Below are 24,213 nucleotides of genomic sequence, written 5' to 3'. Positions count from 1 at the left end.
CGCGAATTTCGTGAAAGGCTATAAGCTGAAACCCTGTATGATTACAATTGCCGGTGGGCCTATTGTGCGCGCAAAGCACGCTGATGCCGCGTCACGCGCCTGAGAACCCGCCCCATATTATGGATCAGTCTTGCCAGCGGAAATATGCTGGCTGGCAGCGCTTCGGGCCTGCGCGTCAAAGCTGCGCGCGTCGCCTCATCCAGACGGCCGCTTGCCGACAAACCTGCGTCAGACTGAAAGGCAATGAGGGCACGTCGTGCTGCCGGGCCGAAGAGACCATCAGGTTGCAGATGCGCTCCGGCTTCGTTCAGCCTTCGTTGCAGGCGCAAGACCTCTGCGCGGGACAGCCCAACGCTGCCCTCATTCGCTTCCTGTATGCGTCGCTGCCGCCTGTAGGCGAGGGCAAGTTTCAGGTGGTAGCCATTGCGTGCATAGGCCGGGCCGTTATAGCCGCGGGCAAAGCGCTGCCAATCTCGATTCCTCAAGGGCTCAAGCAGATCGTGGGTCTCAAGGAATGCAAGAACCAGGCGAAGTTGGCCGCGTAGGCCGCTTCGGGCTTCCGAGACGAAATCAAACACGTTCTCAAAGCCAAGCGCACGCCAATTTGCACCCATGACTTGCCCCACGCCCCAGGAGGAGGATTCATAAGCTGCCTCCGTGTCGAGTTTGGCGGCGCGCTCTAGCAGCGCCCATCTTGCCGCTTGGCTTCGCGGATTGCGCACGCCGCCTGCATTGGGACTGGCCAGTCCGGCCTTGAGGGCTTCAACCCTCTTGTCGTGTGTGAGCCGCCTGTAGAAATAGTGCCCCTCAAAGCGGATCAGGGGTTCGCGCCGGCCATCTACCTCGGCAAAAATGCGACCGGCACTCTCGACCTCAATCAGTGCAGCAAGAAGTGCTGGTTCGAGTTCTGCCGATCCCGCGATATCTGAAATCGCTCGTCTCGTTTTCTGGTCGAACATTGCGCTGGCTCCTGTGTTGTCAGCGCTTATTCTTGCTGAAGTCGGGCAGGCGGGGATAAAACACGGCGTATTGCAGGTGCTTTATCGCCCTCAACCCTTGTCTTTGCCACGTTTGCTGCATACGAGCCTTGACATGACTGCTGCATCACAATCCCCGCGCTATACGGTTCTGGCGCTCTATCGTTTCGCTCACCTGGAAAACCATGAGGCGCTGCGCGAGCCGCTTCTTGAGCTGTGCCAGCGCGAGGGCATTCGAGGCACGCTTCTTCTGGCACATGAAGGCATTAATGGCACGGTGGCGGGAAGCGCCGAAGCGATCGAGGCGCTTGTTGCTCATCTGGCAATGATCCCGGGACTTGGTCAGCCGGATTACAAGTACAGCCACGCCAGCGAAATGCCCTTCCGCCGTATGAAGGTGCGGTTGAAGAAGGAAATCGTGACTATGGGGGTCGAAGGTATCGACCCGCGCGTCCATGCCGGCACCTATGTCGAGCCGAGAGACTGGAATGCGCTCATCTCCGATCCGGATACCGTCATCATCGACACGCGCAATCGCTACGAGACGGCCATTGGCACCTTCAAGGGCGCGATCGATCCGGAGACAGACACCTTCCGGTCCTTCCCCGAATGGACGCAGGAGCGACTGGACGAATTGCGGGGGCGCAAGGTGGCGATGTTTTGCACCGGCGGAATCCGCTGCGAGAAGGCGACCGCCTATCTGCGCCAGCAGGGCATTGAAGATGTTTTCCACCTCAAGGGTGGCATCCTGAAATATCTGGAAGAAGTTCCGCGCGAGGAAAGCCGCTTTGAGGGCGAATGCTTCGTTTTTGACGAGCGCGTGTCGGTGGGGCATGGTCTTGAGGAGGGGGAGGCCGAGCTTTGCCGCGCCTGCCGTCATCCGCTTCTTGCCGAAGATCGTGTATCGAACCTCTTCGAGGAGGGCGTGTCTTGCCCGCATTGTTATCACGATCGCACGGATGCCGATCGTGAGCGTTATCGACAGCGCCAGCGGCAGGTCGAGCAGGCGCTGAAGGAAGGCAGGCCGATTCCCATCGGCGATCCTCTGGATGCAGACGCCTAGGCGGGTTGCAATTTATCGTTGTGTCGCTTACCCATCCCGCGGCACGAAATGGGCGGTGTAACAACGAGGAGAACACGATGATCGACCCCAAGAAGCTTCTGGACGGTCTGTTGGGTACGCAGATGCCGGGCGGCGAGGGAACTGTCGGCGACAAGGCCGGCCAGCTTGGCCAACTTGCCAAGGACAATCCGATTGCAACTGGTGCGATTGCCGCTGTTCTTCTGGGCACCGGGACCGGGCGCAAGCTTACGGGCAGTGCGATCAAGCTTGGTGGCCTGGCGGCTGTTGCCGGTCTCGCCTACAAGGCCTACCAGAATTACCAGAGCGGCAAGGCTCCGGAAGCTGCCCGTGAGGATGGCGATCTTCTGCCGCCACCCTCCGACACCACCTTTCATCCAGCACAGGCACCGCAGGGCGAGGACGAATTCGCGCTGGATCTGGTGCGCGCCATGATTGCTGCCGCACGTGCCGATGGTCATATCGATGCGGCCGAGCGCGAGCGGATTGCGGGCCGCCTCAATCAGGCCGGCATGGATGCCGAGGCCGAGGCCTGGCTCGTTGCGGAACTGGAAAAGCCGGTTGATCTTGATGCGATCATCGACTCTGCCAAGACCGATGCGCAGAAGATCGAGCTCTACACTGCATCGCGCCTGGCCATCGAGCCGAACAGCCGGGCAGAGCGCGGCTATCTGGACATGCTTGCCGGTCGCCTTCGCCTTCCTGATCCACTCGTGGATCATATCGAGGCAACGGTTGCCGAGGCTTCTGCCTAGACACGGTTCCTCACCCGCGCTCGAGATTTCATCTTGCGCGGGCCTTCCCACCGATTACTCTGCATATGGACCGATGTGGCGCGGGTTAGACTTTGGTCGTACTTGCGAGCAATCCAAGCCGCCCGCTACACAGGTCAGCCCTGTGCGCTGCATGAGAATGCTTGTGCCTTCCGTGGATGACGCGGCAAAAACATATGTGGAGGAGTCCAACATGAAATATCTTATCGGTTCGGTGTCTGCCCTGGCGCTCAGCCTTTTCGCATCCAGCGCCTATGCGCAGTGCGATGATGGCGAGATGGTCATCAAGTTCTCTCACGTCGTTGCGGCAAGCGGCCATCCGAAAGGCGATGCGGCAACCATGCTCGCCGAGCGCATCAATGATGAGATGAACGGTACCGCCTGCATGGAGGTCTATCCAAACACCACGCTTTATGACGATGACAAGGTGATGGAAGCGCTTCTTCTCGGTGACGTGCAGCTTGCAGCGCCTTCGCTGTCGAAGTTCGAGGCCTACACGAAGAAGTACCGCCTTTTCGATCTTCCGTTCCTGTTCTCCAGCCTTGATGCGGTAAACAGCTTCATCAATTCCGAAGATGGCAAGGGCATGCTCACCATCATGGAAGATGAGGGTTACACCGGCATGGGCTACTGGATGTCCGGCCTGAAGCAGTTCTCAGCCAACAAGCCGCTTGAGGTGCCTTCGGATGCGTCGGGTCTAAAGTTCCGCGTGCAGACGTCCGATGTGGCCGTGGCCATGATCGAGGCCATGGGCGCATCGGCCCAGAAGCTGGCCTTCTCCGAAGTTTATAGCGCATTGCAGACGGGTGTCGTGGACGGTCAGGAAAACTCCTGGTGCAACATCTACACCCAAAAGTTCTTCGAGGTGCAGGATGGCATCACGAATACCAATCACCAGCTCCTTTCCTATCTGCTGGTGACGTCCACCGAATGGCTGGAAGGCCTTGATGAAGAGGTTCGCAACCAGTTCGTTTCCATCGTCGAGGATGTGACGAAGCAGGCCAATGACGATGTCGCTCAGAAGGAAGAAACCTGCCGCCAGAACATTCTGGATGCAGGTGGTGAAATCCGTGAGCTTACCGAAGAGCAGCGTTCACAGTGGCTTGAGACCATGAAGCCGGTCTGGGAGCAGTTTGAGGACGATATCGGTGCGGATCTGATCAAGGCTGCGGAAGGCAGTAATTCCTGATCCTGATCTGAAAATCGGGCGCACCCGCTTCTTCGCGGGTGCGCCAGCCTCTTCCGCCCGTCAAGAAAATCAGTATATCCGGCGCGGAAATTGACCCATTGGAGAGGGGTTCATGGCCTTGCTCTGGCCTTCGCTGGCACTTGTTGTGCTGGTATTGCTTCTGTTTCTGGCAGAACGGCGTTATCCGGCCGCCGTGGCGCGGATGGAAGAAAATTTCATCGCCAGCCTGCTTGCCATCATCACGCTTGTTTCCTTCGTGCAGGTGATTGCCCGCTACGGCTTCAACAGCGGTTGGGGCGGCGCGCTCGAGTTCACCCGCATCGTCTTTGCCTGGATGATCCTGTTCGGCATGAGCTATGGCGTGAAGAATGGTGTGCATCTGGGTGTCGATGCCTTCGTAAAGCTTCTTCCCTCGCGTCTTTTCAGGTTGGCGGCACTTTTCGGGGCCTTCGCCACCTTCGCCTATGCCTTTCTGCTTCTTTACGCAGGCTGGCTCGCATGGGTGGGTGTCGACATCTCCTCCAACTGGCGCCAGTCCGGGGCGATTGGCTATTGGACCTTCATGTTCGACCGCGGCACCGGTCTGGATGACCTGCGCTACCCGGTCTGGATGCAGGACACATTCGGCCTTCAGGAGCGCGTGCAGCGTTGGGTCGCCTATCTGATGCTGCCGATTGGCCTTGCACTTCTGGCCTTCCGGTCCGCCCAGGGTTTCATGCAAATCTGGCGCGGCGAGCGCGAGCTTCTGATCGCGGGCCACGAAGCGGAAGATCTCGTGGCTGAAAATCGTGACGCGCTGAAGGAATAGACCATGATCTCGGCCATTCTCTTCCTGCTCGTACTCACCTTTCTCTTTCTCGGCGTGCCGGTGGCCGTGTCCCTCGGCCTGTCATCGCTGATCATCATCATCTTCTTCTCAAGCGACTCCGTCTCGTCGGTCGCCCTGCAACTGTTCAAGGCATCACAGAACTACACATTGCTGGCAATCCCGTTCTTCGTGTTGGCTTCCGCCTTCATGTCAACGGGCGGCGTGGCGCGGCGCATCATCCGCTTTGCGATTGCCTCGGTGGGGCATTTCAAGGGCGGGCTGGCCATGGCTTCCGTGCTTGCCTGCATGATGTTTGCAGCTCTTTCCGGTTCCTCGCCTGCAACCGTGGTCGCCATCGGCACCATCGCCATCGCGGGCATGCGGCAGGTCGGCTATACGCGCGACTTTTCTGCCGGCATCATCGCGAATGCGGGCACGCTCGGCATTCTCATTCCGCCATCCATCGTCATGGTCGTCTATGCGGCTGCAACGGACGTGTCCGTTGGCCGCATGTTCCTGGCAGGCGTGGTGCCGGGCATCGTTGCCGGGCTCATGCTCATGATCGCCATCTATGTGATGGCTCGGGTGAAGAACCTGCCTGCTGAAGAGTGGAAAGGCTTCGGCGAGATCGTGGCTGGCGGCAAGGAAGCCGGGTGGGGCCTGTTCCTCATCATCATCATTCTGGGTGGCATCTATGGCGGCGTCTTCACACCGACCGAAGCTGCTGCCGTTGCCGCAGTCTATGCCTTTGCGGTCGCTCTCTTCGTCTATCGCGACATGGGACCGATGAAAGGGCAGCCCTGGATCGCCGAGGATGCAAGCCCCAGCGCACGCATCGGCTTTTCCGGGACGGTCTATGCCGTCGCCTTTTTCTTTGTTTTCATGATCCTGTCCTTCTTCGCCACAGCGGATATGGATGGCGTGACGCTGCAGGGGCGCACACTCGTGGGGCTCGTGCTCTCGCTCGGCGTGATGTTCGCCTACATCATCTGGCGCGGGCGTCCCCATGGCGACGTGTCGATCCTGGGCGCGCTGCGCGACAGCTTGCCCGTCTGGGGTCGCAATCTGGGCCTAACCGCGCGAAATTTCTTCCCTGCATTCTTTGCGGAAGACACGCGCAAGGTGATGGTGGAAGCGTCGCGCACGACGATCATGCTGATGTTCATCATCGTCAATGCGTTGCTTTTCGCCCATGTGCTCACCTCGGAGCGCATTCCGCAGACCATCACCGACGCGATGATCGGTGCAGGCTTCACCTGGTTCACCTTCCTGATCGCGGTCAATCTGCTGCTGCTTCTGGGCGGACAGTTCATGGAGCCGTCTGGCCTGCTGCTGATCGTGGCACCGGTGGTATTCCCCATCGCGATGGAGCTTGGCGTCGACCCGGTTCATCTGGGCATCATCATGGTGGTGAATATGGAGATCGGTATGATCACACCGCCGATCGGGCTCAACCTGTTCGTCACATCCGGCATCACGGGCATGAGCCTGTTGCAGGTGGTGAAGGCGGCACTTCCTTTTGTGGCCGTGCTCTTCGCCTTCCTGATCCTGGTAACTTATGTGCCGATGCTCTCGACCTGGTTGCCATACAGCCTGATGGGACCGGAAATCGTGACACGGTAGAATTTTCGGGGAGATTTTAATGGTTCGCTAACTTGTTCTTAACAATTGCGAATCATAATTGGGGAACAGTCGGATCGGCTTTCCTCCTCCCAAGCACGGTTCGAATGGGCGGCAGCTTTCTTCAAGCGCCGCCCTTTTTTCAGGCGCTCACATCCCGCCTGAATTTCGCCTTGATCTCATTGGAGCGATCGCGATGAGTGCGGCGGAACCTTCTTCATGAAAAGTGGTTTCACCGCCTCCGGGCGTCCGCTCGGCACCTCAGGATCGCAGGTCCCATGCTGGAAATTTTGTCGGGTTACGAAGCCTATGTCGCGCTGGCGCTGCTGGGGCTGGTTTTTGCGTTCTTCATCTCGGAACTCTATCCGCCGGAAGTGACTGCTGCTGGCGGTGCGGCCGGTTTTGTCCTTTTGGGGTTTGTGCAGCCCAGCGAGGCGATGGGTGTGTTCTCCAATCCCGCGCCGCTGACAATCGCGGCGATGTTCATCCTGTCGGGCGCACTCATTCGAACGGGCGTGCTGGAGGCTTTGGCTGATGCCGTGATCAGTCGGGCAGAAAGCCGGCCTGCAATGGCCGTAATCGTGTTTGTCGTGGTGACGGTGCTTGCGTCTGCCTTCATGAACAACACGCCCGTCGTGCTCATTCTCATTCCCATCGTCATCAAGCTCGCAGCCGCGCTCGAGATCGCACCGACCCGCTTTCTGATCCCGCTCTCCTACGCCTCGATACTTGGTGGCACCTGCACATTGGTCGGTACCTCGACCAACCTCTTGGTTGATGGTGTTGCTCGCCAGGCCGGTCTCGAAGCCTTCTCCGTGTTCGAGATCACTCCGGTGGGCATCGTGGTAGCGGTGGTGGGGCTTGGGATGCTGGCGCTTCTCGGGCGGCCACTCCTGCCAGATCGCGGTGTGGCCGGTCGTGGCACAGGCGAAGAGGAGATCCAGTTCCTCTCTGAAGTCACCGTTCGCAACGAAGGGGACTTTACCAGTGCCCCAATCGGGGAGATCGCCGAGTTGAAACGGCCCGGTCTGCGCCTCATCGGACTGCGCAGCGGGGGTACCACCCATCGCGGCGAGCTCGCCGAGCGCACGCTCAAGAAGGGCGATACACTTATCGTGATGGCGACCACTTCCGAGCTTCTTACCCTCAACGATGAAGCGGATCTGCGCGTCGGCTTGCGGCGCGGTGCCGACCAGGGGGCGGACTCGGTCGTCGTTGAAGCCATCGTGGCGCCGCGCAAAGCCAGCAGCGGGCAGCGGATTGCAGATCTTATTCTTGGTCGCCGTTTCGGCGTACGCGTGCTGGGCGCGCATCGTCACCGGCATATTCCGGGACCTGACCTTGAGAATGTCCGGCTGCGCCCCGCTGACAAGCTTCTTCTGGAAGGCCCTCCAAGCGGGTTTGATGCGCTGGCGGAAGAAGCCGACCTTGTGTCGGTGTCACGTCCGGCAGGCCGGGCATTCCGCCGCCGCAAGGCACCGATTGCCATTCTGGGCCTTGCCGGTGTCGTCATCCTCGCCGCATGGGGGCTTGCCGATATCGGTATACTCGCGATGATCGCGGTCGCAGCCATTCTGCTTCTGCGCTGCATCGATGCGGATGAGGCATGGGATTCGATCGAAGGTTCGATCCTGGTTCTCATCTTCGCCATGCTGATCGTCGGCAAGGGCCTTGAAAATGCCGGCAGTGTGAAACTGATCGTAGATACCGTCGCCCCGGTGTTAAAAGAAATGTCGCCGCTGGTCGCGCTGCTGGCCGTCTATTTCCTCGCTTCCCTTCTGACGGAGCTCGTCACCAACAATGCCATCGCGGTCCTGCTGACCCCCATCGTGATCGGCCTTGCGCAACAAATGGGCCTGGACCCACGTCCCTTCGTGGTCGCAGTTATGTTCGGTGCCAGCGCCAGCTTTGCCACTCCCATCGGCTACCAGACGAACACGCTTGTCTATGGCGCGGGCGACTACCGTTTCACCGATTTCCTGAAGATCGGCATCCCGATGAATGTGGTCGTCGGCATCGCAAGTGTCCTGGCCATCGCCTGGTTCTTTCCGATGGAGTGAAGGCGTCAACCTGTAGCGGGTTTGCGCCGTTCGTTGAAATCGGCCGCCGCGGCAATCAGCTGCTGAAATGCGTCCGCATCAACCGTGGCACCTTGCTTCAGGTCGATGGCGCGGCGGGTGCCTGCGGTCAGGCTCGCATTGAACAGACCATGCGGGTCCGGCAGGGAGGCGCCATGGGCAAAGGTCAGCTTGACCTTGTCCTTGTAGGCCTCGCCTGTGCAGATGATGCCTGCATGCTCCCATACGGCCACGCCGGACGGATTTGAAGGTTTGCGCCACTTGATGGCCTCGCTGATGCGCGGGTCGGCCAAGATCAGCTGGCGCAAATGCTTCAGCATTTCGCCGCGCCAGCCGCCAAGTGCTTCAAACTTGCGCGTGATCTCCGCTTCCACGTCGCCCGCGCTCATTTTGCCCTCTCAAGATGTGCTGACATTTGCTACGAAGCGAGCCACACCTGACCGCGGCAAACAAGAAGCTCAACCCTTGGCGAGGAAATCTCCCATGCGCTCGATGGCGCGGCGGATATTTTCTTCGGAATTGGCGTAGGAGAGGCGGATATAGCCTTCACCGCACACGCCGAAATCCGGGCCGCCGATCAAGGCAACACCAGCCTCTTCCAGAAGTGCGGATGCCAGCTTCTTGGCCTTCCAACCGGTCTGGCTGACATTGGGGAAGGCATAGAACGCGCCCTTCGGCGTGCGGCAGGTGATGTTGGGCAGGCTGTTCAGTCCTTCAACCACCACCTTGCGGCGCCTGTCGAAGGCCTGCATCATTTTCTCCACATCGTCCTGGGGGCCGTCGATTGCTGCAATGCCGGCATATTGTGCCGGTGCGTTGACACAGGACCAGCAGTTCACTGCAAGCTTGCGCACATTTTCATAAAGCCGGTCCGGCCAGATCGACCAGCCGAGACGCCAGCCAGTCATGGCCCAGGTCTTCGACCAGCCATTGAGCACGATCAGGCGGTCACGGATTTCAGGGAATGTCAGCAGCGAAGTGGATTTTTCGCCGTCATAGGTCATCACGTCATAGATCTCGTCCGACATGATCGCGACCTGCGGATGCGCCTCAAGCCCCTTCACCAGCTTCTCGATCTCCTCACGCGGGGTCACGCCGCCGGTCGGGTTGGCGGGCGAATTCAGGATGAGCAGGCGTGTCTTGGGCGTGATGAGGGAGAGCGTCTCTTCTGCCGAGAAGGCGAAACCGTTTTCTTCGCGGATTGGTACGGGTACGGGCTTTGCGCCAGTAAATTCGATCATGGACCGGTAGATGGGGAAACCCGGATCAGGATAGAGAATTTCTGCACCCGGCTCGCCGAACATGGTGATTGCGGCAAACATTGTCGGCTTGCCGCCGGGCAGGATCATGACATTGTCGGGCGAAACCTCCACGCCGGTCGTGGTCAGCGTGCGGCGGACGACAGCTTCGCGCGCGGGCAGGATGCCGGTAGCCGGCGTGTAGCCGTGATGGCCGTCGCGCAATGCCTTGATGGCCGCCTCGACAATGTGATCAGGCGTTTGAAAATCCGGCTGGCCGATGCCCAGATTGATGATGTCCCGGCCTTGCTGCGCCAGTTCCGTTGCACGTGCCAGAACCGCAAACGCGTTTTCCTCCCCGATACGGTCGAAGGCTTCTACGGTCTGGAGCATGTCGATTTCCCCCCTGGTGCTGTTGTCGTCGCGGCGCTTTTGTGAGGGTTGCGACTGATTTCGTCAATTGCAGGACATTGCGATGAGTGACCTGGATCAATGGAAAACACGACCCGTTCCACAGCGCAGAGCGCTCCCAGGCCGCTTCGTCACATTGGAGCCGCTTGATCCTGTCCGTCACGGAGATGATCTTTACGAGGCAGCCAATATTATTGACGCCGATGAGCGGTTTCGCTGGCTGTTCGAGCACCCGCCTGCGAATAGGGAAGAGTTCCAGCGCTGGCTGGACAAGGCTTCGGCGACCAGCGATCCGCTGTTCTTTGCTGTCTGCGATGCTAAGACGGGGAAAGCGCTTGGCCGACAGGCCCTGATGCGCATGGATGCGGCGAATGGGGCAGCCGAAATCGGCAGCATCTATTGGGGGCCAGAGCTTGCGCGCAGGGCAGGAGCCACCGAAGCGGTCTACCTGTTTGCGCGCCATTTATTCGATGATCTTGGCTATCGCCGCTTCGAGTGGAAGTGCAACAACGCCAACGAGCCCTCCAAGGCGGCGGCAAGGCGTTTCGGCTTCACTTTCGAAGGCATTTTCCGTCAGCATATGGTTGCCAAGGGCGCCAATCGCGATACGGCGTGGTTCTCGATCATCGACGGTGAGTGGCCTACCTTGCGCAAGGCGTTCGAGGCCTGGCTTGCACCAGGGAACATTGATGATCAGGGACAGCAGTTGAAAAGGCTGGTTGAAATGCGCGAAGGTCGCGCCATCTGATTCTCGAGGTACGGGTTTCACCGTACAGTCACTCAGCGGAGAAGGCCATGAAGGACAATCGCGACGCCATCATCGCCGCCGCCTTCATCATTATCGGTTTCGGCATCATCGCCTATTTCATGCCGCGTCTGGTTCTGGCGGTGGGCGAGTTCTCCACGCTGGCGGCCGGAGCGATCGCGCTGGCTTTCGTCCTCGGTTTCTTTATGATCTTCTGGCTGCGTGGCCGCTATCAGCGACGCAAGGACCGCTAATTCAAGCGGTCAGTGATGCGGCCAGAAGCACTAGGCCGAGTATCAGCACCAAAGCTGCTCCGCCGATCTCGATTGTGTGCTGGACGAAGCCGCCAACGCTTCCATCACCGGCGATGCGAAGTGCGACGTTTTTCGCGGTAACCGCGAGCGTGGCCAGCACGGATACGGTGATGGCCGTGCCCAGAGCCATTGCGAAGACCGAAACTATTCCTCCAAGCCACAAGGCGTTGAGGAAGGAAAAGGTCAGCACGATCAGAGCGCCCGAGCACGGGCGCAAGCCTACCGCCGCAATGGCCGAGCCGGCGGTCTTCCAATCCAGCTTGTCGCCGGAAAGCGTAGCGGGTGAAGGGGCGTGCGAATGTCCACAGGAGGGGCAAACGCCATCGTCATGAACATGGTCATGCTCATGGTGGTGGTGATGGTCGTCATGAGTGTGGCTGCAGGAGCTGCCATGATGGTGATGATCATGGGCGTGCACTTCCGCGGCTGACAGGCTGTGGGCCCTGCGTACTGGCAGCAAGGCGGAAACCTTCCGATACAGGAGCCACGCTCCAAAGGCCGCGATCAGTCCGAAACTTGCCGTCTCCAGCCATCCCGTTGCATCGGTCATCGAGACCGATGTTCCGCGCAGAAACAGAAAAACGAGGCCCATGACAGCGATTGCAACGATGGCCTGGAGCATCGCAGACGCAAAGGACAGGATCACGCCGCGTCGCAGGGCCACTTCATTTGCGACCATATAGGAGGAGATGACTGCCTTGCCGTGGCCAGGGCCTGCTGCATGAAATACGCCATAGGCAAAGGAAAGACCGATCAGGAACCAGAGCTTCGAGCCATCTTCGCGCATGGCTTTGAGCGCGCCGGTCAGGGAACGGTAGAAATCCTGCTGCTGGGTGTTCACCCATTGCAGAAGACCGGCAAAAGGACCGGACGGGCTGATCGAAGGCTCAGCGGTGCCAATGCCAAGTGAGCTTTGAGCAAGGCCGGGGGAAACAAGGAGAACAAGTGCGAGCGCGCTCAGCGCGCCCGCAGCGATACTGCTCTTCTTCATGTCAGCCATTGGCTCCGCATTCAATCTGCAGCTTGGTCGCGAAAATCTTGCTCAGGTCATTTCCACCGGGCTCGTCGAAGAAGGCGTCGGTCAGGGACTGCTGGTTCTCTGCAATCGCTTCTTCGGCGTCGGGGCGGATCACCTGCTTGGTGCAATTGTCAGGCATGTTCTCGACCGAAAGATACTCGTCCTCGGTGAAGTCGATGGCGGTATAGAAGGTCGGGTCGTAAACGCCGAAGGTTACCGTATTGTCCAGCGGAATGGCCGATGCGGGACGCGATTCGAACATGATGATCAGCTGACTGTCCTTGAAATCCGCGATCATCGTATCGGGCTTGATCATGTCGACATCCTTGCCGTTGGACGTCACGATCTGGAAGTGGTTGAACTCGGCAATCGACGCATTCACCACACTGGCAACCTCCTCGAGCTCTTCCCGGTCCAAGGTGAGATCCTGATTGGCGTCGAATTCCACGAGAACGGTGGAAGAGAAGAGATCGTCAAAGCGCCACAGATGGCGCAGTCCCTGCACCTTTCCGCCTTCAACAACGACATCAAGCCGGGCTTCTGCGAATACGTGGGGGTGAGCGATTGAGGAGGAGGAGCCGCCAAGTGCAATGATCGCAGCAGCGGCAATCGTCTTGGGGCGGTTCAAGGCGTGCATGCGCGTCGATCCGTTCAGCTGTGAATGGTTGTTACCAGATAACATGAACCGGGCGAAAATTGGACATTACCTGTCACCGCCGCAATTGTTCTTGAGCCAGTGGGCCAGGTAGTCAACAAGGGTGCGAACCTTGGCAGGCAGATAGCGCCGGTGCGGATAAACCGCATAGATGCCCGCACCGTCGGTCAGGCGGTCATCGAAGAGCCTCATCAAGTGTCCCGCTTCCACTTCCGCTGTCGCCACAAATTCGGGCAACAGCGCAAAACCCAGCCCTGCCTTGGCTGCAGCGCAGACGGCAAGCGGGCTGTTGACCTCAAGCCGTCCATTCACCGCAACGGTGGTCGTGCCACCTTCGCCATCCAGGAAGCGCCAATTGTTGCGATAGCGGCTGTTGGTGTCGATGATGCAGGGCAGATTCTGCAGGTCTTCCGGCCTTTCAGGCATGCCGACCCGTTCGATCAGTTCGGGCGATGCCACAAGCGGTACCGAGAAGGGTGCCAGCTTGCGGGCGATCAGAGATGAATCGTCCAGACGGGTAATGCGGATGGCCAGGTCAAAGCCGTCCTCCACCATGTCGACAAAGCGGTCGTCGAGGTGAATGTCGAGTTCAATATCGGGGTGCTCAATGGCGAAGTCGATGAGGGACCGGCCCGGTGCTGCATCGGCGAAAGAGCGCGGCGCGGACAGTTTGATGCGCCCGCGAATATCGCCGGTCGCATCCCTGATGCTTTCGGAAAGGCTGTCAATCTCGCGCAGGATCTCGATCACCTTGCGATAATATTCGTGGCCGGTCTGCGTCAGAGAAAACTGGCGTGTGGTGCGGTTGAGCAGAAGGACGCCCAGCTCGTCCTCGAGCTCTCGCACATATTTCGACAGAAGCGCCTTGGAGCGGCCTATCTTTCGAGCCGCGGCGGAATAGCCTTCCGCCTCAACCACATCAACAAATGCGCGCATGCGCGTCAGCGTGTCCACGAGCCGATTTTCCTTCCCTGCAGAATATCTTTCGCCATCGCGATGAGCTGGCGGTCGGAGCCTTTCGGCCCAAGCAGCGATATGCCGAAGGGTGCGCCATGCACTTCGCCCAGCGGTATCGTGATCTGCGGCCAGCCCAGAAGTCCGGCGATGGAGGTCAGCGTCAGCGCCTCTGCACGGTATCGCTCCAGTTCCTCATGGGTCGAGTCCTTCAAGGGCGCTGCCGATGGTTGCGAGGGCATCACAACAACCATGTCCGGGTTCATCAGGGCGCCGAAATCGCCCCGGAAAGCAGCCATGCGTTCACGGGCGCGGGCATCCTGCTCCGGCGTGATCGCGCGTGCATAGTCGAAGCGTTCCTTCACGCCCGGACCCAGATTTCGGTCCTTGGCTTTCAGGAAGGATCCATGCACCTGCCATGCCTCATAGGCCTGCATTTCCTTGAAACGCTCGAAGAGCTCGGCGGTATCACCCGGCAGGGCGAGGAAGCCCGGTTTCCTGTCAAAGCAGTCGGTAACGAGTGACAACATGCGCGCATATTCCGCCCGCTCAGCCTCACCGAACAGCAAGGCCTCGAATTCCGCCACACGCATGGGACGCAGTAGTGTTTCCCGGTGGTCATCCTCTCCAAGAAGCACAGCGCCGACACGCTCGTAGATGTCCGCGTCCTTTGCAAACCAGCCGAAAGTGTCGAAGCTGGGCGAGAGCGCCATGGTGTGGTCGAGCGGTATGCGGCCATGGGTGGTGCGCAGGCCGATCAAGCCGCAGAAACTGGCGGGAGCGCGAATGGAGCCATTGGTGTCGGAGCCGGCGGCGATGTCGCACAGTCCGCCGGCCACTACCGCCGCCGAACCGGAGGAGGAGCCGCCGGTTACCCGTTCCGGCGCCCTTGGATTGACCGGGGCAGGGAAGTGGGCGTTGAGGCCGATCATGGAATAGGTCAGTTCCTCGGTCTGCGTCTTGCCGAGAAACTGCGCACCGGCCTCTAGAAGCCTAGCGATCGGTGTCGCGGTCGCTTCAGCGGAGGGATATTCGCGCTCGCGTTCCGGATTGCCGCCGCCAGTGGGAAGGCCTTCAACGTCGAAAATGTCCTTCACGCCGAGTGTCAGCCCGGCCAGGGGGCCGCTGTCGCTGCTGCGGATGTCAACATCGGTCGGGTAGTCAAGAAATGCGTTCAGCGCGTCACGTGTACCGGTCATGCAATCTCCCTTCCGCACCCTTATCTCAAAGGGAGAGTTTTGCTTCAAATGACAGTTTCTTCATCATCAGGCAGCGCTGGGCAAAGTGAGCACGATGGGGCCGTTATCTGTCGCGACAACCGTGTGCTCATATTGCACGGTGGGTGCATCAGGCGTGCTGTAGAGTGTCCAGCCGTCGTCGCCTTCCATGGCAATTCGTGCGCCACGTGACAGGAAAGGTTCAACAGTCAGAACGAGACCCTTGCTGATGCGCCGCTTGTCGCCGCTGCCGGACCAGGTCGCGATCTCCTCGGGATATTCGTGCAATGCCCGTCCAACGCCATGGCTGGCGAGGTTCTCAACCAGCGTGTAGCGGTTCTTCCTGGCAAATTGACCAATGGCATCGCCGATTGCGGAAATCGGTTTTCCGCTTCTCACCTGAGACACGCCGATCCGCATGGCGCGCTTGCCGTCGCGGCAGAGCCGCTCCAGAGCTGGTGTGATTGGCGGCACCAGAAAAGAAGCACCGGTGTCGGCGTAGAAACCATCTTTGGAGGCAGAGACGTCGATATTTATCAGGTCGCCTTTCTGCAGGACGCGGTCGCCCGGAACGCCATGGGCAATCTCGTCATTGATGCTGATGCAGGTGGCGCCTGGAAAGCCATAAAGAGCTTCGGGTGCAGGCACTGCACCTTCTCGTTCCAGAAGGTTGCGGCCGATTGTGTCGAGTTCGCGCGTGGTCATGCCTGGTTCCATGCGCTTTGCCATGGCCTGCATCGTATCGGCAACGATCCTGCCGATGTGCCTCAGGCCTGCAAGTTCGTCCTCATTGGTGATCGTCATCAGCCGTCCAGCCCCGCTTTCGTGCTGCGAACCCTATAGCTTTCTTACGCGAATGTCGCCCTTGGTGGGTCGAACCCGCGCCCCCGGAAATTATTTTGCGGAAGGGCAATTTTATCGTTGATTGTGACAGTGCACGCGCCTATATGCGCGCTTGCCCAAAGTCGCACGTGCCTGTGGGTGTCCGCCGAACCTCGGAAATGGCGAGGAAATCGGTACGGTACCTGGACCTAACCGCTCCAGTCGATTCTACGGCCACCCGCTGAATCGAGGACATCTTGAAGCAACGACGGTGCGGGCCTTTCTGGTGTCTGCCGGTTGTCCATAAACCGGGGTTACTGAAGAGGCACACCTTCATTGCCGGCAGTGCGGACGGTTTTCCCATCCAAAGCTGAGGCAGACAGAGCGGATTTTCGCTTCTCGCAAGCGGTGATCCAACGCGGTGCGTCATGGCACCATGGCCGGTGCATTCCACCCTCCGGCTCGTGGAGTTCACGCGTGTTGCGCCTTTGTCCATCGCATGGCGGGCGGCTGTCCCTCATGCACGATTGCAAGCTTCAGTTCGGCTGCCCGTTGCGCGGAGAATCCGCCCGGGTGCCAAAGGGGAAAACATATGGCAACGCAGCGCATCCTCGACTTCCTCGCCACCCGACGTCCCGAAGGTCCCTGCCTCGTGGTCGATCTCGACGTTGTTCGCGAAAACTATCAGGCCTTCGAAAAGGCGCTGCCCGACAGCAGCATCTACTATGCGGTGAAAGCCAATCCCGCGCCGGAAATCCTCAAGTTGCTTGCCACGCTCGGCTCCAGCTTCGACACTGCTTCCGTTGCCGAAATCGAGATGGCGCTGAATGCCGGTGCCACGCCGGACCGCATCTCCTATGGCAACACCATCAAGAAGGAGCGCGACATTGCGCGTGCCTTCGAACTCGGCATTCGCCTGTTTGCGGTTGATTGCGTCGAAGAGGTCGAGAAGGTCGCCCGCGTTGCACCGGGCAGCCGCGTATTCTGCCGTGTGCTGACCGATGGTGCAGGTGCCGAATGGCCGCTGTCGCGCAAGTTCGGCTGCGTACCGGCTATGGCGGTTGATGTGCTGCGCCACGCAAAGACACTCGGCCTCGACCCCTATGGCGTGTCCTTCCATGTGGGTTCGCAGCAGACGGATCTCGATGCATGGGATCGTGCTCTTGCCGATGCGCAGGCCGTGTTCGCGCGTCTTGCCGAAGAAGGCATTGTCCTGAAGATGGTCAATATGGGCGGTGGCTTCCCGACCCGCTATCTCCGCGACGTGCCTGCTGCACAGGCCTATGGCCAGGCGATCTTCTCCGCGCTGCGCAAGCATTTCGGCAACCGTATTCCAGAAACCATCATCGAGCCGGGCCGGGGCATGGTCGGCAATGCGGGCGTCATCAAGTCGGAAGTCGTTCTGATCTCCAAGAAGGCCGACAATGATAATGTGCGTTGGGTCTATCTCGACATCGGCAAGTTCGGCGGTCTGGCCGAGACGATGGACGAGGCAATCCGCTACCCCATCTCCACGCCGCGCGACGGTGCGGAGACCGAGCCTTGCGTTCTGGCCGGTCCGACCTGCGATTCCGCCGACGTGCTCTACGAGAAGACGCCTTATCCGCTGCCGGTCTCTCTGACCATCGGCGACGAGGTTCTGATCGAGGGCACGGGCGCCTATACGACGACTTATGCGTCTGTGGCGTTCAACGGTTTCGAGCCACTGCGCGCCTACGTCATCTGACGCGAGACGAAACGAAGGCCGGGTGAGAAGCCCGGCCCATTCTCCATCATCTGTTGTTTGAGGATTGGGCCATGGTCCATTCTGCTCTCCTGCCTGTCCCGGCGGGCGCTATCTCCATTCATGCCGAATCGCCTGCGGATATCGCTGCACGTGAAGCTTTGCTCGACCGCGTGATGGGTCCGAACCGTCGTCGCAAATCATCGGAGAAGCTGCGTCGCGGCCGCATGCCTGCTGAAGGCCTGGCGCTTGTCGCGCGCAGCGAGAGTGGTGCGCTTGTGGGTACCGTGCGTCTTTGGGACGTGACAACCGGTGACGGCCGCGCCGCGTTGCTTCTGGGGCCGCTGGCTGTCGACCTCGCCTGCAAGAGCGGCGGCATCGGTTCGGCTCTCATGCGCCATGCCATCGCGGAAGCTGGCCGCCTCGGCCATGCCGCCATTCTGTTGGTCGGTGATGCAGCCTATTACGATCGCTTCGGTTTCAGCGCCGCATTGACGACGGGTCTTTCCATGCCTGGTCCATATGAGCGCGAACGCTTTCTTGCGCTGGAACTCGTGCCGGGCGCACTGGCGGGTGCAAAAGGCACCCTCAAACCCTCGGGGCGTAGATCAAACAAGACGCGGGGGCGCGTTGATCTGCGAAAGGCGGGGTGAGGCACGGCCCGGAGCGAATATGCTCCGGGCCGTATTGTTTCAGGCAGCATCCGCGGCGACGGAGGCGGCCAGTTTTATAGCCAGCGCGTGTGCTTTCTGGTGTGAGTCTTCGACGGAACGGCGGTGGCGGTCATCCTTGAATTCCTGGTACTCGATGGCGATCGTATGGATATCTTTCGCCGCCACGCCCCAATAATGGGCGCAGGCTGCAATGGCGGGGTCGAGTGCGTTGAGGTGAGCGCGTATTCCGCCGGGCGCGAAGCCGAACTCGCCGCGGGCTGACAGAACGACGAGGGTCTTCCCGCTCAGAATGGGTTCGATGGGGAAGTCTCCCCGCGCGAGGTCGAAGGAGAAGGTGCGGCCGATGCGGGCGACATGGTCCACCCAGGCCTTGAGTGCTGCCGGCATGCCGTAATTGTACATCGGTGCACCCAGCACGATGATGTCCGAAGCCACGACCTCATCGACGAGTTCATCCGACAGCGCCAGTCGCTCTCGCATCCAGTTCTCGCGCTGATCTGCTGGGGTGAAGGCAGCGTGAATGAAATCACTGGTGATGGCGGGCGGTGGTGTCTGGCCGACATCACGACGGATGACGCGGGCGCTTGCATGGGTGCCGAGATAGGCATCCATGAAGGTCTTGGTCAGTTGGCGGGTCAGGGATCGGTCTTCAAGCTGTGCGCTTGAATCGATGTGCAGCAATGTCGTCATGCGCAGGTCCTTTCGCGGCTTTGAGGATCTGGGCTTGTGCTACGCATCGGCAGGACACTTGGCCAAAGCGAATATCTCAGCCATAAGATGAATGAGATTCATCATGAGATCAGAACCATGCGTCGATTGCCGCCTTTGCATGCACTGCGCGCGTTCGAAGCTGCAGCGCGTCACTTGCATTTCTCCAAGGCTGCCGAGGAATTGGCTCTTACACCTACCGCTATCAGCCATCAGGTCAGGCAATTGGAGGCGCTGCTGGGTGTTCAGCTCTTTCACCGTTATCCGCGGCCGGTCCGGCTCACTGCTGATGGTGCAGCACTCTATCCGGTGCTGCGTGATGCGCTCGACGAGATCGCAGCCAAGATTGCCGAGTTGTCGAAAAGCGGTGATGCAGATCCGCTGGTGGTTTCCGTCACACTGGCATTTGCCAGTCGCTGGCTGATGCCGCGCCTGCAGCGGCTACAAAATGAGACGGGGCTTCGTATCACCGTCGAGGCTGATGATCGCATTGCCAATCTTCATGGCGATACGGTCGATCTGGCGATCCGCTATTGCGCCAGTCCATCAAGCGGAGGGCGCTGGCAGAGGCTGTTTCAGGATCACTTCATCCCGGTTGCCGCACCAATGCTGTGTCCCGCCGGTGTAGAAGAGCTGGCTGTGCATGACATCGCGAAACTGCCCCTGATCCACTACAGGTGGAAGAACCAGACGCTGGACGCACCCGACTGGCAGAAATGGTTCTCCTTCGCGATCAAGGCACGCACCCAGATTGCGGTGGCGCAGGAGTTTTCTGAAGAGGTGTTGGCAATCGATGCTGCCGTTGCGGGGCAGGGGGCCGTGCTGGCTTCCCAAGTGCTGGTCAGCGACCTTCTCGCAAGCGGTCAGCTGGTGCAGCTTGCCGCAATAGAATTGCCCGGTCCCTCTTGTTGGGCGGTGCATCTTTCCAGCCATCCACGCCAGGCCGAGATCAACCGGCTTATCGAGTGGATGCGGCAGTCGCATATCGTAGATTGATAGAAAAAGCCCCCGCATTGGGTGATACGAGGGCTTCTTGAACTTGGTGTCTGCCTTGCGACCTAGAGAACCTGGCTCAGCTGCATTGCCACGCTCATGTCGCCATCGACCTTGAGCTTGCCCTGCATGAAGGCGGCGGTCGGGTCGAGGTCGCCGGAGACGAGGCTTTCCAGATCATCCTTGGCGAGGCTGATCGTGCAGTCTGCCGGCTGGTCTTCCTGGCTGACCTTGCTGCCGTCGATGACGATGACGCCTTCACTGCCGCAATCGAACTTGACCGACTTGTCGAAGCTCGAGCCTTCCACGCGCTGACCGATCTTGCCGGCGATTTCATCCATTCCCATCGGGCCACTCCCAAATCCGATTTGCGTTCCTGACGGGCGGGCTCGCCCGTGCCCAAGCAGCCAGCCTATGCCAGCATCGAGCGTTTCGGAACTAACAGGACTTTTACGTACACGTCAATGGGAATTGCGATTGGCACCAGAGGCTTGGTCCACTCCATGCGCGGCGCTATTGCCAACAAGTAGACGGTCGAGCAGCATGACGAGCTGGTCGCGGTTTTCCTCACCGCCGAGCCTTTCCACCATGCGCTCCTCGTGCTCGTTCCACAGCTTGCACATGTGGGAGACGAATTCCTCACCGGCTTCCGTCAGATAGAGCGAATGCGAACGGCGATCATTCTCGCCCTTCCGGCGTTCGGCGAAGCCACGGGTCTCGAGACTGTCCATCAGGGCAACGAAATTCGCACGCTTGATGCCCAGTTCCTCGGCGATGGTGGTCTGCTTCTGGCCCGGATGGTTGGCGATCATTGCAAGGACGGAAAACTCTGCCGGTCGCAAGCGGCTGGTGGAGAAGGTCTCGATAAAGTCCTGGAAGACGAGAAGCTGGGCGCGGCGCAGCTTGTGGTCGAGGATCGAGGTCATGCAGGGCAGGCCGGACTGACCTGTCTGGCCCTGATTGGCGATGGTGCTTGCGCCAGTGTTACAGCAAGCACTCTTTTCCCGTGCGGAAGGTTCAATCATGGAAGCTCCAAAATCATGCGTCATAAAAAGGCACCGGATAACCCGGCATTGGGCAAAAAATCGGTGGCAGGCCACCAGGCTCGTTAGCGCTCAAAACAATCCGCTGACCGAGTCATAATCATTATGTGCGATTGGGCGCGCGCCGCAATAATCTGCAGCGCGACATATGGTCCTTGGCAATGATGCTGCTTTGAGGGAGGCAGAAACGTGAAGGGCCCGGCAGAAGGCCGGGCCGAAACCGCTACTCGTCGGGGCCGATGCGGCGGCGCATCGCGTTGTCGCGGATCTCGTTCTTGCCCAGATAGTCGATCTGCTCCACCAGCACATCATGCACCAGCTTGTCGCCAACGCGTTTATTGATGCTGTCGCGGATGCCTGCGCGCATGGCATCCAGATCGAGTTCCTTATGCTGGGAATAATCGATCTGTGGGTTGGAGTAGAGGTGGGCGTGTAGCTGGTCGACGAACAGCACCTCCGGCGGGACCGAGAGCTTCTTCAGCTTTTCCGGTTCAACCGTGTAGACGAGGCGCGCCAGGAAATAGCCCGATACCTGCCCTTCCTTGATGACCGGCACCGAAATCACACCCGTATTGACGTAGTCCAGACCGCCGAAAAATGCGGGCGGGGGCTCGGCCACCTTTTCAGCCTGCGCCGTCTTGAAGCCGTAGAAGACGGCTCCCAGCGAAGCGGCACAGATCCACAATGCGGCAAAAGCAAACTTGATCATGCGCCTGCCGGTGCCGCGCTGGCGAATTCACGCGCTGAGTAAGTGCCGTCTGCCTGCGCCCGCTCGATAGCATCCTGAACCAGTTCGGCGATCTCGCCGACAGCACCCAGATGCATCTCGATGGCGCGGGCGTTGATGGTCAGGCGCTCCCGCATATGCGTCACCGCATCCACAACCGCCTGAGACGGCTCGCTGCTGCCGAGCGCGCGGAAGGCTTTTCCAAGCTCGTAGAGATAGCGGCTCTTGCGGGTGTTCGACGTCTTTAGGTCATATTGCGGATTGCCCTTGATGGCCGCCGTCTCTTCATCAATGAAGCTTTCAATGCGGGCGACGAGATTGAGCAAACCGGCTTCCGGTCCGGTAGAGGTGTCGACCGGTGCGGATGCGTTGCCAGCGTTCATTGGAAATCTGTCCTGATTCATTGCGGGTTCCAATTCTCAAAGTCTCAGGGCTTGGCGCTGTTGGCCTTCGCCGCCATGTCCATATCCAGCGCTTTCGCAGCCTGGCGTTCAATCTCTTCAACCAGTGCTTCGGAAAGATCTTCCTGCAGGCGAGCATCTTCCGACTTGCCGGATATTCCAGCCACGGCCACTTTTTTCTCTCCATCCATGTAATGGGCGGAGAGAACGCGCTCGGCGATGCCGATGCCGCCACGGGTCGCTATGGATTCGGCCACCTGTTGGGCAAGCAGTCCCTGCCACATCTCTCCGGCCAGTCCTTCGCCATAAACGCTCTGCGTATCCTCTGGCATCATGGCCTTCAGGAAGTTCTGCAGGACCATTGCCTCGAATTTGACGAAATGCTCCGGCGGCCGTGTTGCAACCTTGTCTGTTGAAGTGTCCGGCTTGGCGGACATCGAATTGGCGCGGAAATCGGCGGCAAAGCTCAAGGCGGAAGCGCTTGCCTGGCTGCTGCGTGCCGTGCGCTGCGACGACTGCGCCTGCAGCTTTTCGCGCGCGGCTTGAAGCTTGGCCGGATCGGCAGCCTTTGCCACTTCCATCAGAATGTCGCCGGGTGGTTTAATGGCCACGGATATTCAATCCTGTTGTTGCTGATAAACACTATGGCAGGGAAAGCTTGTGGCAGGCTTGCGAAGCATCTCTAGCCGGCTTTCCCGGTTTCGAGCGTCTGAAGCAGTTCGAGCAGCGCTTTTTCTTCATCATCACGATCCAGTTGGGCTGCGATAACGCGCCGGTTCTTCTCGGCCGTCTGTGCGCGCGTCTTTGCCGTCACCACATGGCCAGCTTCCACCTGTGCCGCTGCCTTGGCCTTGCCGGCCCTGTCAAGCGCCGCGCCAATCCGGCGGTGGTAGAGCTCGGGGAAGAGGTTGGACAGTCCATCCTCAGCTTCGAAATGTTTCGCGATTTCAGCAGCCTCGCTGGTCGCCGCATCGGCAGCGCGCAAATGCGCGGCCTGTCGGGTTTCGTGCAGGCGCTTCAGCTTTCCCTGCAGATCGACCAGTCGCGCCAGGCGCTTTTCGCGTCGCTTGTCCATCAGCGTCCCAATGTGGTTGGCAGAAAGCCGTCGGCCATGAGTGAGAGGAAGGTCGTAATGCCGAAATAGGTGAGGATCAGCCCGCCGGTGATCACGAAGGGGAGGGAGATGAAGTAGATCGGGATCTGCGGCGTCAGCTTGTTCAGGAGGCCGATAGCCAGATTCACCAAGATCGCATAGGCGAGATAGGGGCTGCCAAGCCGCAGCATGATGAAGAAGGATTCGGCCAGCGTATCCGTCAGATCGATCAGTGCTGTCTGCGCGTTGAAGAGCGCGTCCACGGGCGCGACGCGATAGGAGGCCGCGAGCGCCTGGACCACTGCGTGATGAAAGTCCAGCACGAAGAGCAGAAGCAGAGCGGAGAAGGAAATCAGGGCGGAGAGTGCGGGTTGCGGTTCGTTCTCCTCGATCGCCACGCCGCCGGCCGCCATGCCGAAGCCTGACATCATGGCAATTGCCGCGGCGATGAACTGCACCGACAAGAGGTAGAAGCGGGCAACGAGGCCAATCAGCGCGCCGATCAACAGTTCCGAACCGATGAGGAAGAGAAGGCGCGTGGGGCTCGATCCCACATGGGGCGCGATTGCATCCCAAAGCGGGAGCGTGAGCGCCAGGCTCGCGCCCACGGCAACGAACAGGCGCACCTGCATCGGCACACGCGCGGAGCCAAGGCCGGGCAGGAACAGGAAGCAGGCCCCGATGCGACAGAATGCAAGGAAGGCGGTCAGGATCGCGGTGTTGAGAACGACGGCGCTTAGCATGGGATGATTGCGGTGGGCCACTGCATGCGCGTGCCTACCCCCCTCTGTCCTGCCGGACATCTCCCCCACAAGGAGGGAGATTGGCCCTCATAGATGCTTCCGCTTGCCCAGAAAATCTGCGCACCGCTATTGTCGCGCGTGATCTCCCCCCTCGTGGGGGAGATGCCCGGAAGGGCAGAGGGGGGCGCGAAGGAACGCTTCCATCTGC

The 24,213-nt window shown here is 59.8% G+C and carries 27 protein-coding genes; 11 read left to right on the top strand and 16 right to left on the bottom strand.

Annotated features, from left to right (window positions below; translation table 11 throughout):
* Positions 1–59 precede the first annotated feature (59 nt).
* On the bottom strand, positions 60–959 hold the full coding sequence (locus WA367_RS14605; RefSeq protein ID WP_336057512.1) for an N-acetylmuramidase domain-containing protein: 900 nt from the start codon (positions 957–959) through the stop codon (positions 60–62).
* 133 nt (positions 960–1,092) lie between these two features.
* On the opposite strand from WA367_RS14605, the gene trhO reads away from it, so the two are divergent.
* The 6 genes from trhO (at position 1,093) to WA367_RS14575 (ending at position 8,508) form a co-directional block, all read left to right on the top strand.
* Entirely contained in the window at positions 1,093–2,040 is a 948-nt protein-coding gene (gene trhO / locus WA367_RS14600) for an oxygen-dependent tRNA uridine(34) hydroxylase TrhO (RefSeq protein WP_336057511.1), read from the top strand.
* 77 nt (positions 2,041–2,117) lie between these two features.
* The gene (locus WA367_RS14595; RefSeq protein WP_336057510.1) at positions 2,118–2,813 is read left to right on the top strand and encodes a tellurite resistance TerB family protein; all 696 of its coding nucleotides are present in this window, start codon (positions 2,118–2,120) and stop codon (positions 2,811–2,813) included.
* 211 nt (positions 2,814–3,024) lie between these two features.
* On the top strand, positions 3,025–4,020 hold the full coding sequence (locus WA367_RS14590) for a DctP family TRAP transporter solute-binding subunit (RefSeq protein ID WP_336057509.1): 996 nt from the start codon (positions 3,025–3,027) through the stop codon (positions 4,018–4,020).
* A 112-nt stretch (positions 4,021–4,132) separates the two neighbouring features.
* Positions 4,133–4,828, top strand: coding sequence for a TRAP transporter small permease (locus tag WA367_RS14585; RefSeq protein ID WP_336057508.1), 696 nt, complete (start codon positions 4,133–4,135; stop codon positions 4,826–4,828).
* A gap of 3 nt (positions 4,829–4,831) precedes the next feature.
* Positions 4,832–6,451 carry a TRAP transporter large permease gene (locus WA367_RS14580; RefSeq protein ID WP_336057507.1) on the top strand — a complete coding sequence of 540 codons (1,620 nt, stop codon included), beginning with the start codon at positions 4,832–4,834 and terminating at the stop codon, positions 6,449–6,451.
* A gap of 275 nt (positions 6,452–6,726) precedes the next feature.
* Positions 6,727–8,508 carry an SLC13 family permease gene (locus WA367_RS14575; RefSeq protein WP_336057506.1) on the top strand — a complete coding sequence of 594 codons (1,782 nt, stop codon included), beginning with the start codon at positions 6,727–6,729 and terminating at the stop codon, positions 8,506–8,508.
* 5 nt (positions 8,509–8,513) lie between these two features.
* Here WA367_RS14575 and WA367_RS14570 read toward each other — a convergent pair whose 3' ends face one another.
* Positions 8,514–8,915: a DUF1801 domain-containing protein gene (locus tag WA367_RS14570; RefSeq protein WP_336057505.1), complete on the bottom strand. Its 402-nt coding sequence runs from the start codon at positions 8,913–8,915 to the stop codon at positions 8,514–8,516.
* Positions 8,916–8,984: 69 nt separating this feature from the next.
* Entirely contained in the window at positions 8,985–10,157 is a 1,173-nt protein-coding gene (locus tag WA367_RS14565) for a pyridoxal phosphate-dependent aminotransferase (RefSeq protein WP_336057504.1), read from the bottom strand.
* Between the two features lie 82 nt (positions 10,158–10,239).
* Between WA367_RS14565 and WA367_RS14560 the strand changes: the two genes are divergently transcribed.
* The gene (locus WA367_RS14560; protein ID WP_336057503.1) at positions 10,240–10,923 is read left to right on the top strand and encodes a GNAT family N-acetyltransferase; all 684 of its coding nucleotides are present in this window, start codon (positions 10,240–10,242) and stop codon (positions 10,921–10,923) included.
* A gap of 47 nt (positions 10,924–10,970) precedes the next feature.
* Complete coding sequence (locus WA367_RS14555) at positions 10,971–11,174, top strand: hypothetical protein (RefSeq protein WP_336057502.1); 204 nt, start codon at positions 10,971–10,973, stop codon at positions 11,172–11,174.
* Between the two features lies 1 nt (position 11,175).
* On the opposite strand, the gene WA367_RS14550 is transcribed toward WA367_RS14555, so the two are convergent.
* The 5 genes from WA367_RS14550 to map form a co-directional block, all read right to left on the bottom strand.
* Positions 11,176–12,225 (bottom strand): nickel/cobalt transporter, encoded by a 1,050-nt coding sequence (locus tag WA367_RS14550; RefSeq protein WP_336057501.1) that lies wholly within the window; start codon positions 12,223–12,225, stop codon positions 11,176–11,178.
* Between the two features lies 1 nt (position 12,226).
* Positions 12,227–12,889 (bottom strand): DUF1007 family protein, encoded by a 663-nt coding sequence (locus WA367_RS14545; protein WP_336057500.1) that lies wholly within the window; start codon positions 12,887–12,889, stop codon positions 12,227–12,229.
* 66 nt (positions 12,890–12,955) lie between these two features.
* Positions 12,956–13,861 (bottom strand): LysR family transcriptional regulator, encoded by a 906-nt coding sequence (locus WA367_RS14540; RefSeq protein ID WP_336057499.1) that lies wholly within the window; start codon positions 13,859–13,861, stop codon positions 12,956–12,958.
* Positions 13,849–15,060: an amidase gene (locus tag WA367_RS14535; protein WP_336057498.1), complete on the bottom strand. Its 1,212-nt coding sequence runs from the start codon at positions 15,058–15,060 to the stop codon at positions 13,849–13,851. Before WA367_RS14535 ends, WA367_RS14540 begins: the two co-directional genes overlap by 13 nt.
* A 66-nt stretch (positions 15,061–15,126) precedes the next feature.
* On the bottom strand, positions 15,127–15,882 hold the full coding sequence (map, locus tag WA367_RS14530) for a type I methionyl aminopeptidase (RefSeq protein WP_336057497.1): 756 nt from the start codon (positions 15,880–15,882) through the stop codon (positions 15,127–15,129).
* Between the two features lie 610 nt (positions 15,883–16,492).
* Between map and odc2 the strand changes: the two genes are divergently transcribed.
* The gene (gene odc2, locus WA367_RS14525; RefSeq protein WP_036478780.1) at positions 16,493–17,626 is read left to right on the top strand and encodes an ornithine/lysine decarboxylase; all 1,134 of its coding nucleotides are present in this window, start codon (positions 16,493–16,495) and stop codon (positions 17,624–17,626) included.
* 71 nt (positions 17,627–17,697) lie between these two features.
* Positions 17,698–18,276, top strand: coding sequence for a GNAT family N-acetyltransferase (locus WA367_RS14520; RefSeq protein ID WP_336057496.1), 579 nt, complete (start codon positions 17,698–17,700; stop codon positions 18,274–18,276).
* A 39-nt stretch (positions 18,277–18,315) separates the two neighbouring features.
* Here the strand turns inward: WA367_RS14520 and WA367_RS14515 are convergent, their stop codons facing one another.
* Positions 18,316–18,987 (bottom strand): FMN-dependent NADH-azoreductase, encoded by a 672-nt coding sequence (locus tag WA367_RS14515; protein WP_336057495.1) that lies wholly within the window; start codon positions 18,985–18,987, stop codon positions 18,316–18,318.
* Positions 18,988–19,104: 117 nt separating this feature from the next.
* Here WA367_RS14515 and WA367_RS14510 point away from each other — a divergent pair, with 117 nt between their 5' ends.
* Entirely contained in the window at positions 19,105–20,001 is an 897-nt protein-coding gene (locus WA367_RS14510) for a LysR substrate-binding domain-containing protein (protein WP_336057494.1), read from the top strand.
* Positions 20,002–20,063: 62 nt separating this feature from the next.
* On the opposite strand, the gene WA367_RS14505 is transcribed toward WA367_RS14510, so the two are convergent.
* From WA367_RS14505 to fliR, 7 genes are all read right to left on the bottom strand, one after another.
* A complete protein-coding gene (locus WA367_RS14505; protein ID WP_336057493.1) occupies positions 20,064–20,345 on the bottom strand; it encodes an SCP2 sterol-binding domain-containing protein in 282 nt (93 codons plus the stop codon).
* A gap of 114 nt (positions 20,346–20,459) precedes the next feature.
* Complete coding sequence (locus WA367_RS14500) at positions 20,460–21,023, bottom strand: MarR family winged helix-turn-helix transcriptional regulator (protein WP_336057492.1); 564 nt, start codon at positions 21,021–21,023, stop codon at positions 20,460–20,462.
* 241 nt (positions 21,024–21,264) lie between these two features.
* Positions 21,265–21,750 (bottom strand): hypothetical protein, encoded by a 486-nt coding sequence (locus tag WA367_RS14495; RefSeq protein WP_336057491.1) that lies wholly within the window; start codon positions 21,748–21,750, stop codon positions 21,265–21,267.
* Positions 21,747–22,151 carry a hypothetical protein gene (locus WA367_RS14490; protein WP_336057490.1) on the bottom strand — a complete coding sequence of 135 codons (405 nt, stop codon included), beginning with the start codon at positions 22,149–22,151 and terminating at the stop codon, positions 21,747–21,749. Before WA367_RS14490 ends, WA367_RS14495 begins: the two co-directional genes overlap by 4 nt.
* A 44-nt stretch (positions 22,152–22,195) precedes the next feature.
* Positions 22,196–22,780: a rod-binding protein gene (locus WA367_RS14485; protein WP_336057489.1), complete on the bottom strand. Its 585-nt coding sequence runs from the start codon at positions 22,778–22,780 to the stop codon at positions 22,196–22,198.
* A 71-nt stretch (positions 22,781–22,851) separates the two neighbouring features.
* Positions 22,852–23,244, bottom strand: coding sequence for a hypothetical protein (locus WA367_RS14480; RefSeq protein WP_336057488.1), 393 nt, complete (start codon positions 23,242–23,244; stop codon positions 22,852–22,854).
* On the bottom strand, positions 23,244–24,005 hold the full coding sequence (fliR, locus tag WA367_RS14475; protein WP_336057487.1) for a flagellar biosynthetic protein FliR: 762 nt from the start codon (positions 24,003–24,005) through the stop codon (positions 23,244–23,246). Before fliR ends, WA367_RS14480 begins: the two co-directional genes overlap by 1 nt.
* Positions 24,006–24,213: the final 208 nt, after the last annotated feature.

Source organism: Nitratireductor sp. CH_MIT9313-5 (assembly GCF_037029545.1).
Lineage (GTDB): Bacteria > Pseudomonadota > Alphaproteobacteria > Rhizobiales > Rhizobiaceae > Chelativorans.
The sequence above is the reverse complement of the archived record's forward strand: the minus strand, read 5'-3'. Positions and strand labels throughout refer to the sequence as shown.

Coding starts and splice junctions, on each gene's coding strand:
- WA367_RS14605 (WP_336057512.1), bottom strand. CDS start 959: ATGTTCGACCAGAAAACGAGACGAGCGATTTCAGATATCGCGGGATCG.
- trhO (WP_336057511.1), top strand. CDS start 1,093: ATGACTGCTGCATCACAATCCCCGCGCTATACGGTTCTGGCGCTCTAT.
- WA367_RS14595 (WP_336057510.1), top strand. CDS start 2,118: ATGATCGACCCCAAGAAGCTTCTGGACGGTCTGTTGGGTACGCAGATG.
- WA367_RS14590 (WP_336057509.1), top strand. CDS start 3,025: ATGAAATATCTTATCGGTTCGGTGTCTGCCCTGGCGCTCAGCCTTTTC.
- WA367_RS14585 (WP_336057508.1), top strand. CDS start 4,133: ATGGCCTTGCTCTGGCCTTCGCTGGCACTTGTTGTGCTGGTATTGCTT.
- WA367_RS14580 (WP_336057507.1), top strand. CDS start 4,832: ATGATCTCGGCCATTCTCTTCCTGCTCGTACTCACCTTTCTCTTTCTC.
- WA367_RS14575 (WP_336057506.1), top strand. CDS start 6,727: ATGCTGGAAATTTTGTCGGGTTACGAAGCCTATGTCGCGCTGGCGCTG.
- WA367_RS14570 (WP_336057505.1), bottom strand. CDS start 8,915: ATGAGCGCGGGCGACGTGGAAGCGGAGATCACGCGCAAGTTTGAAGCA.
- WA367_RS14565 (WP_336057504.1), bottom strand. CDS start 10,157: ATGCTCCAGACCGTAGAAGCCTTCGACCGTATCGGGGAGGAAAACGCG.
- WA367_RS14560 (WP_336057503.1), top strand. CDS start 10,240: ATGAGTGACCTGGATCAATGGAAAACACGACCCGTTCCACAGCGCAGA.
- WA367_RS14555 (WP_336057502.1), top strand. CDS start 10,971: ATGAAGGACAATCGCGACGCCATCATCGCCGCCGCCTTCATCATTATC.
- WA367_RS14550 (WP_336057501.1), bottom strand. CDS start 12,225: ATGAAGAAGAGCAGTATCGCTGCGGGCGCGCTGAGCGCGCTCGCACTT.
- WA367_RS14545 (WP_336057500.1), bottom strand. CDS start 12,889: ATGCACGCCTTGAACCGCCCCAAGACGATTGCCGCTGCTGCGATCATT.
- WA367_RS14535 (WP_336057498.1), bottom strand. CDS start 15,060: ATGACCGGTACACGTGACGCGCTGAACGCATTTCTTGACTACCCGACC.
- map (WP_336057497.1), bottom strand. CDS start 15,882: ATGACGATCACCAATGAGGACGAACTTGCAGGCCTGAGGCACATCGGC.
- odc2 (WP_036478780.1), top strand. CDS start 16,493: ATGGCAACGCAGCGCATCCTCGACTTCCTCGCCACCCGACGTCCCGAA.
- WA367_RS14520 (WP_336057496.1), top strand. CDS start 17,698: ATGGTCCATTCTGCTCTCCTGCCTGTCCCGGCGGGCGCTATCTCCATT.
- WA367_RS14515 (WP_336057495.1), bottom strand. CDS start 18,987: ATGACGACATTGCTGCACATCGATTCAAGCGCACAGCTTGAAGACCGA.
- WA367_RS14510 (WP_336057494.1), top strand. CDS start 19,105: ATGCGTCGATTGCCGCCTTTGCATGCACTGCGCGCGTTCGAAGCTGCA.
- WA367_RS14505 (WP_336057493.1), bottom strand. CDS start 20,345: ATGGGAATGGATGAAATCGCCGGCAAGATCGGTCAGCGCGTGGAAGGC.
- WA367_RS14500 (WP_336057492.1), bottom strand. CDS start 21,023: ATGATTGAACCTTCCGCACGGGAAAAGAGTGCTTGCTGTAACACTGGC.
- WA367_RS14495 (WP_336057491.1), bottom strand. CDS start 21,750: ATGATCAAGTTTGCTTTTGCCGCATTGTGGATCTGTGCCGCTTCGCTG.
- WA367_RS14490 (WP_336057490.1), bottom strand. CDS start 22,151: ATGAACGCTGGCAACGCATCCGCACCGGTCGACACCTCTACCGGACCG.
- WA367_RS14480 (WP_336057488.1), bottom strand. CDS start 23,244: ATGGACAAGCGACGCGAAAAGCGCCTGGCGCGACTGGTCGATCTGCAG.
- fliR (WP_336057487.1), bottom strand. CDS start 24,005: ATGCTAAGCGCCGTCGTTCTCAACACCGCGATCCTGACCGCCTTCCTT.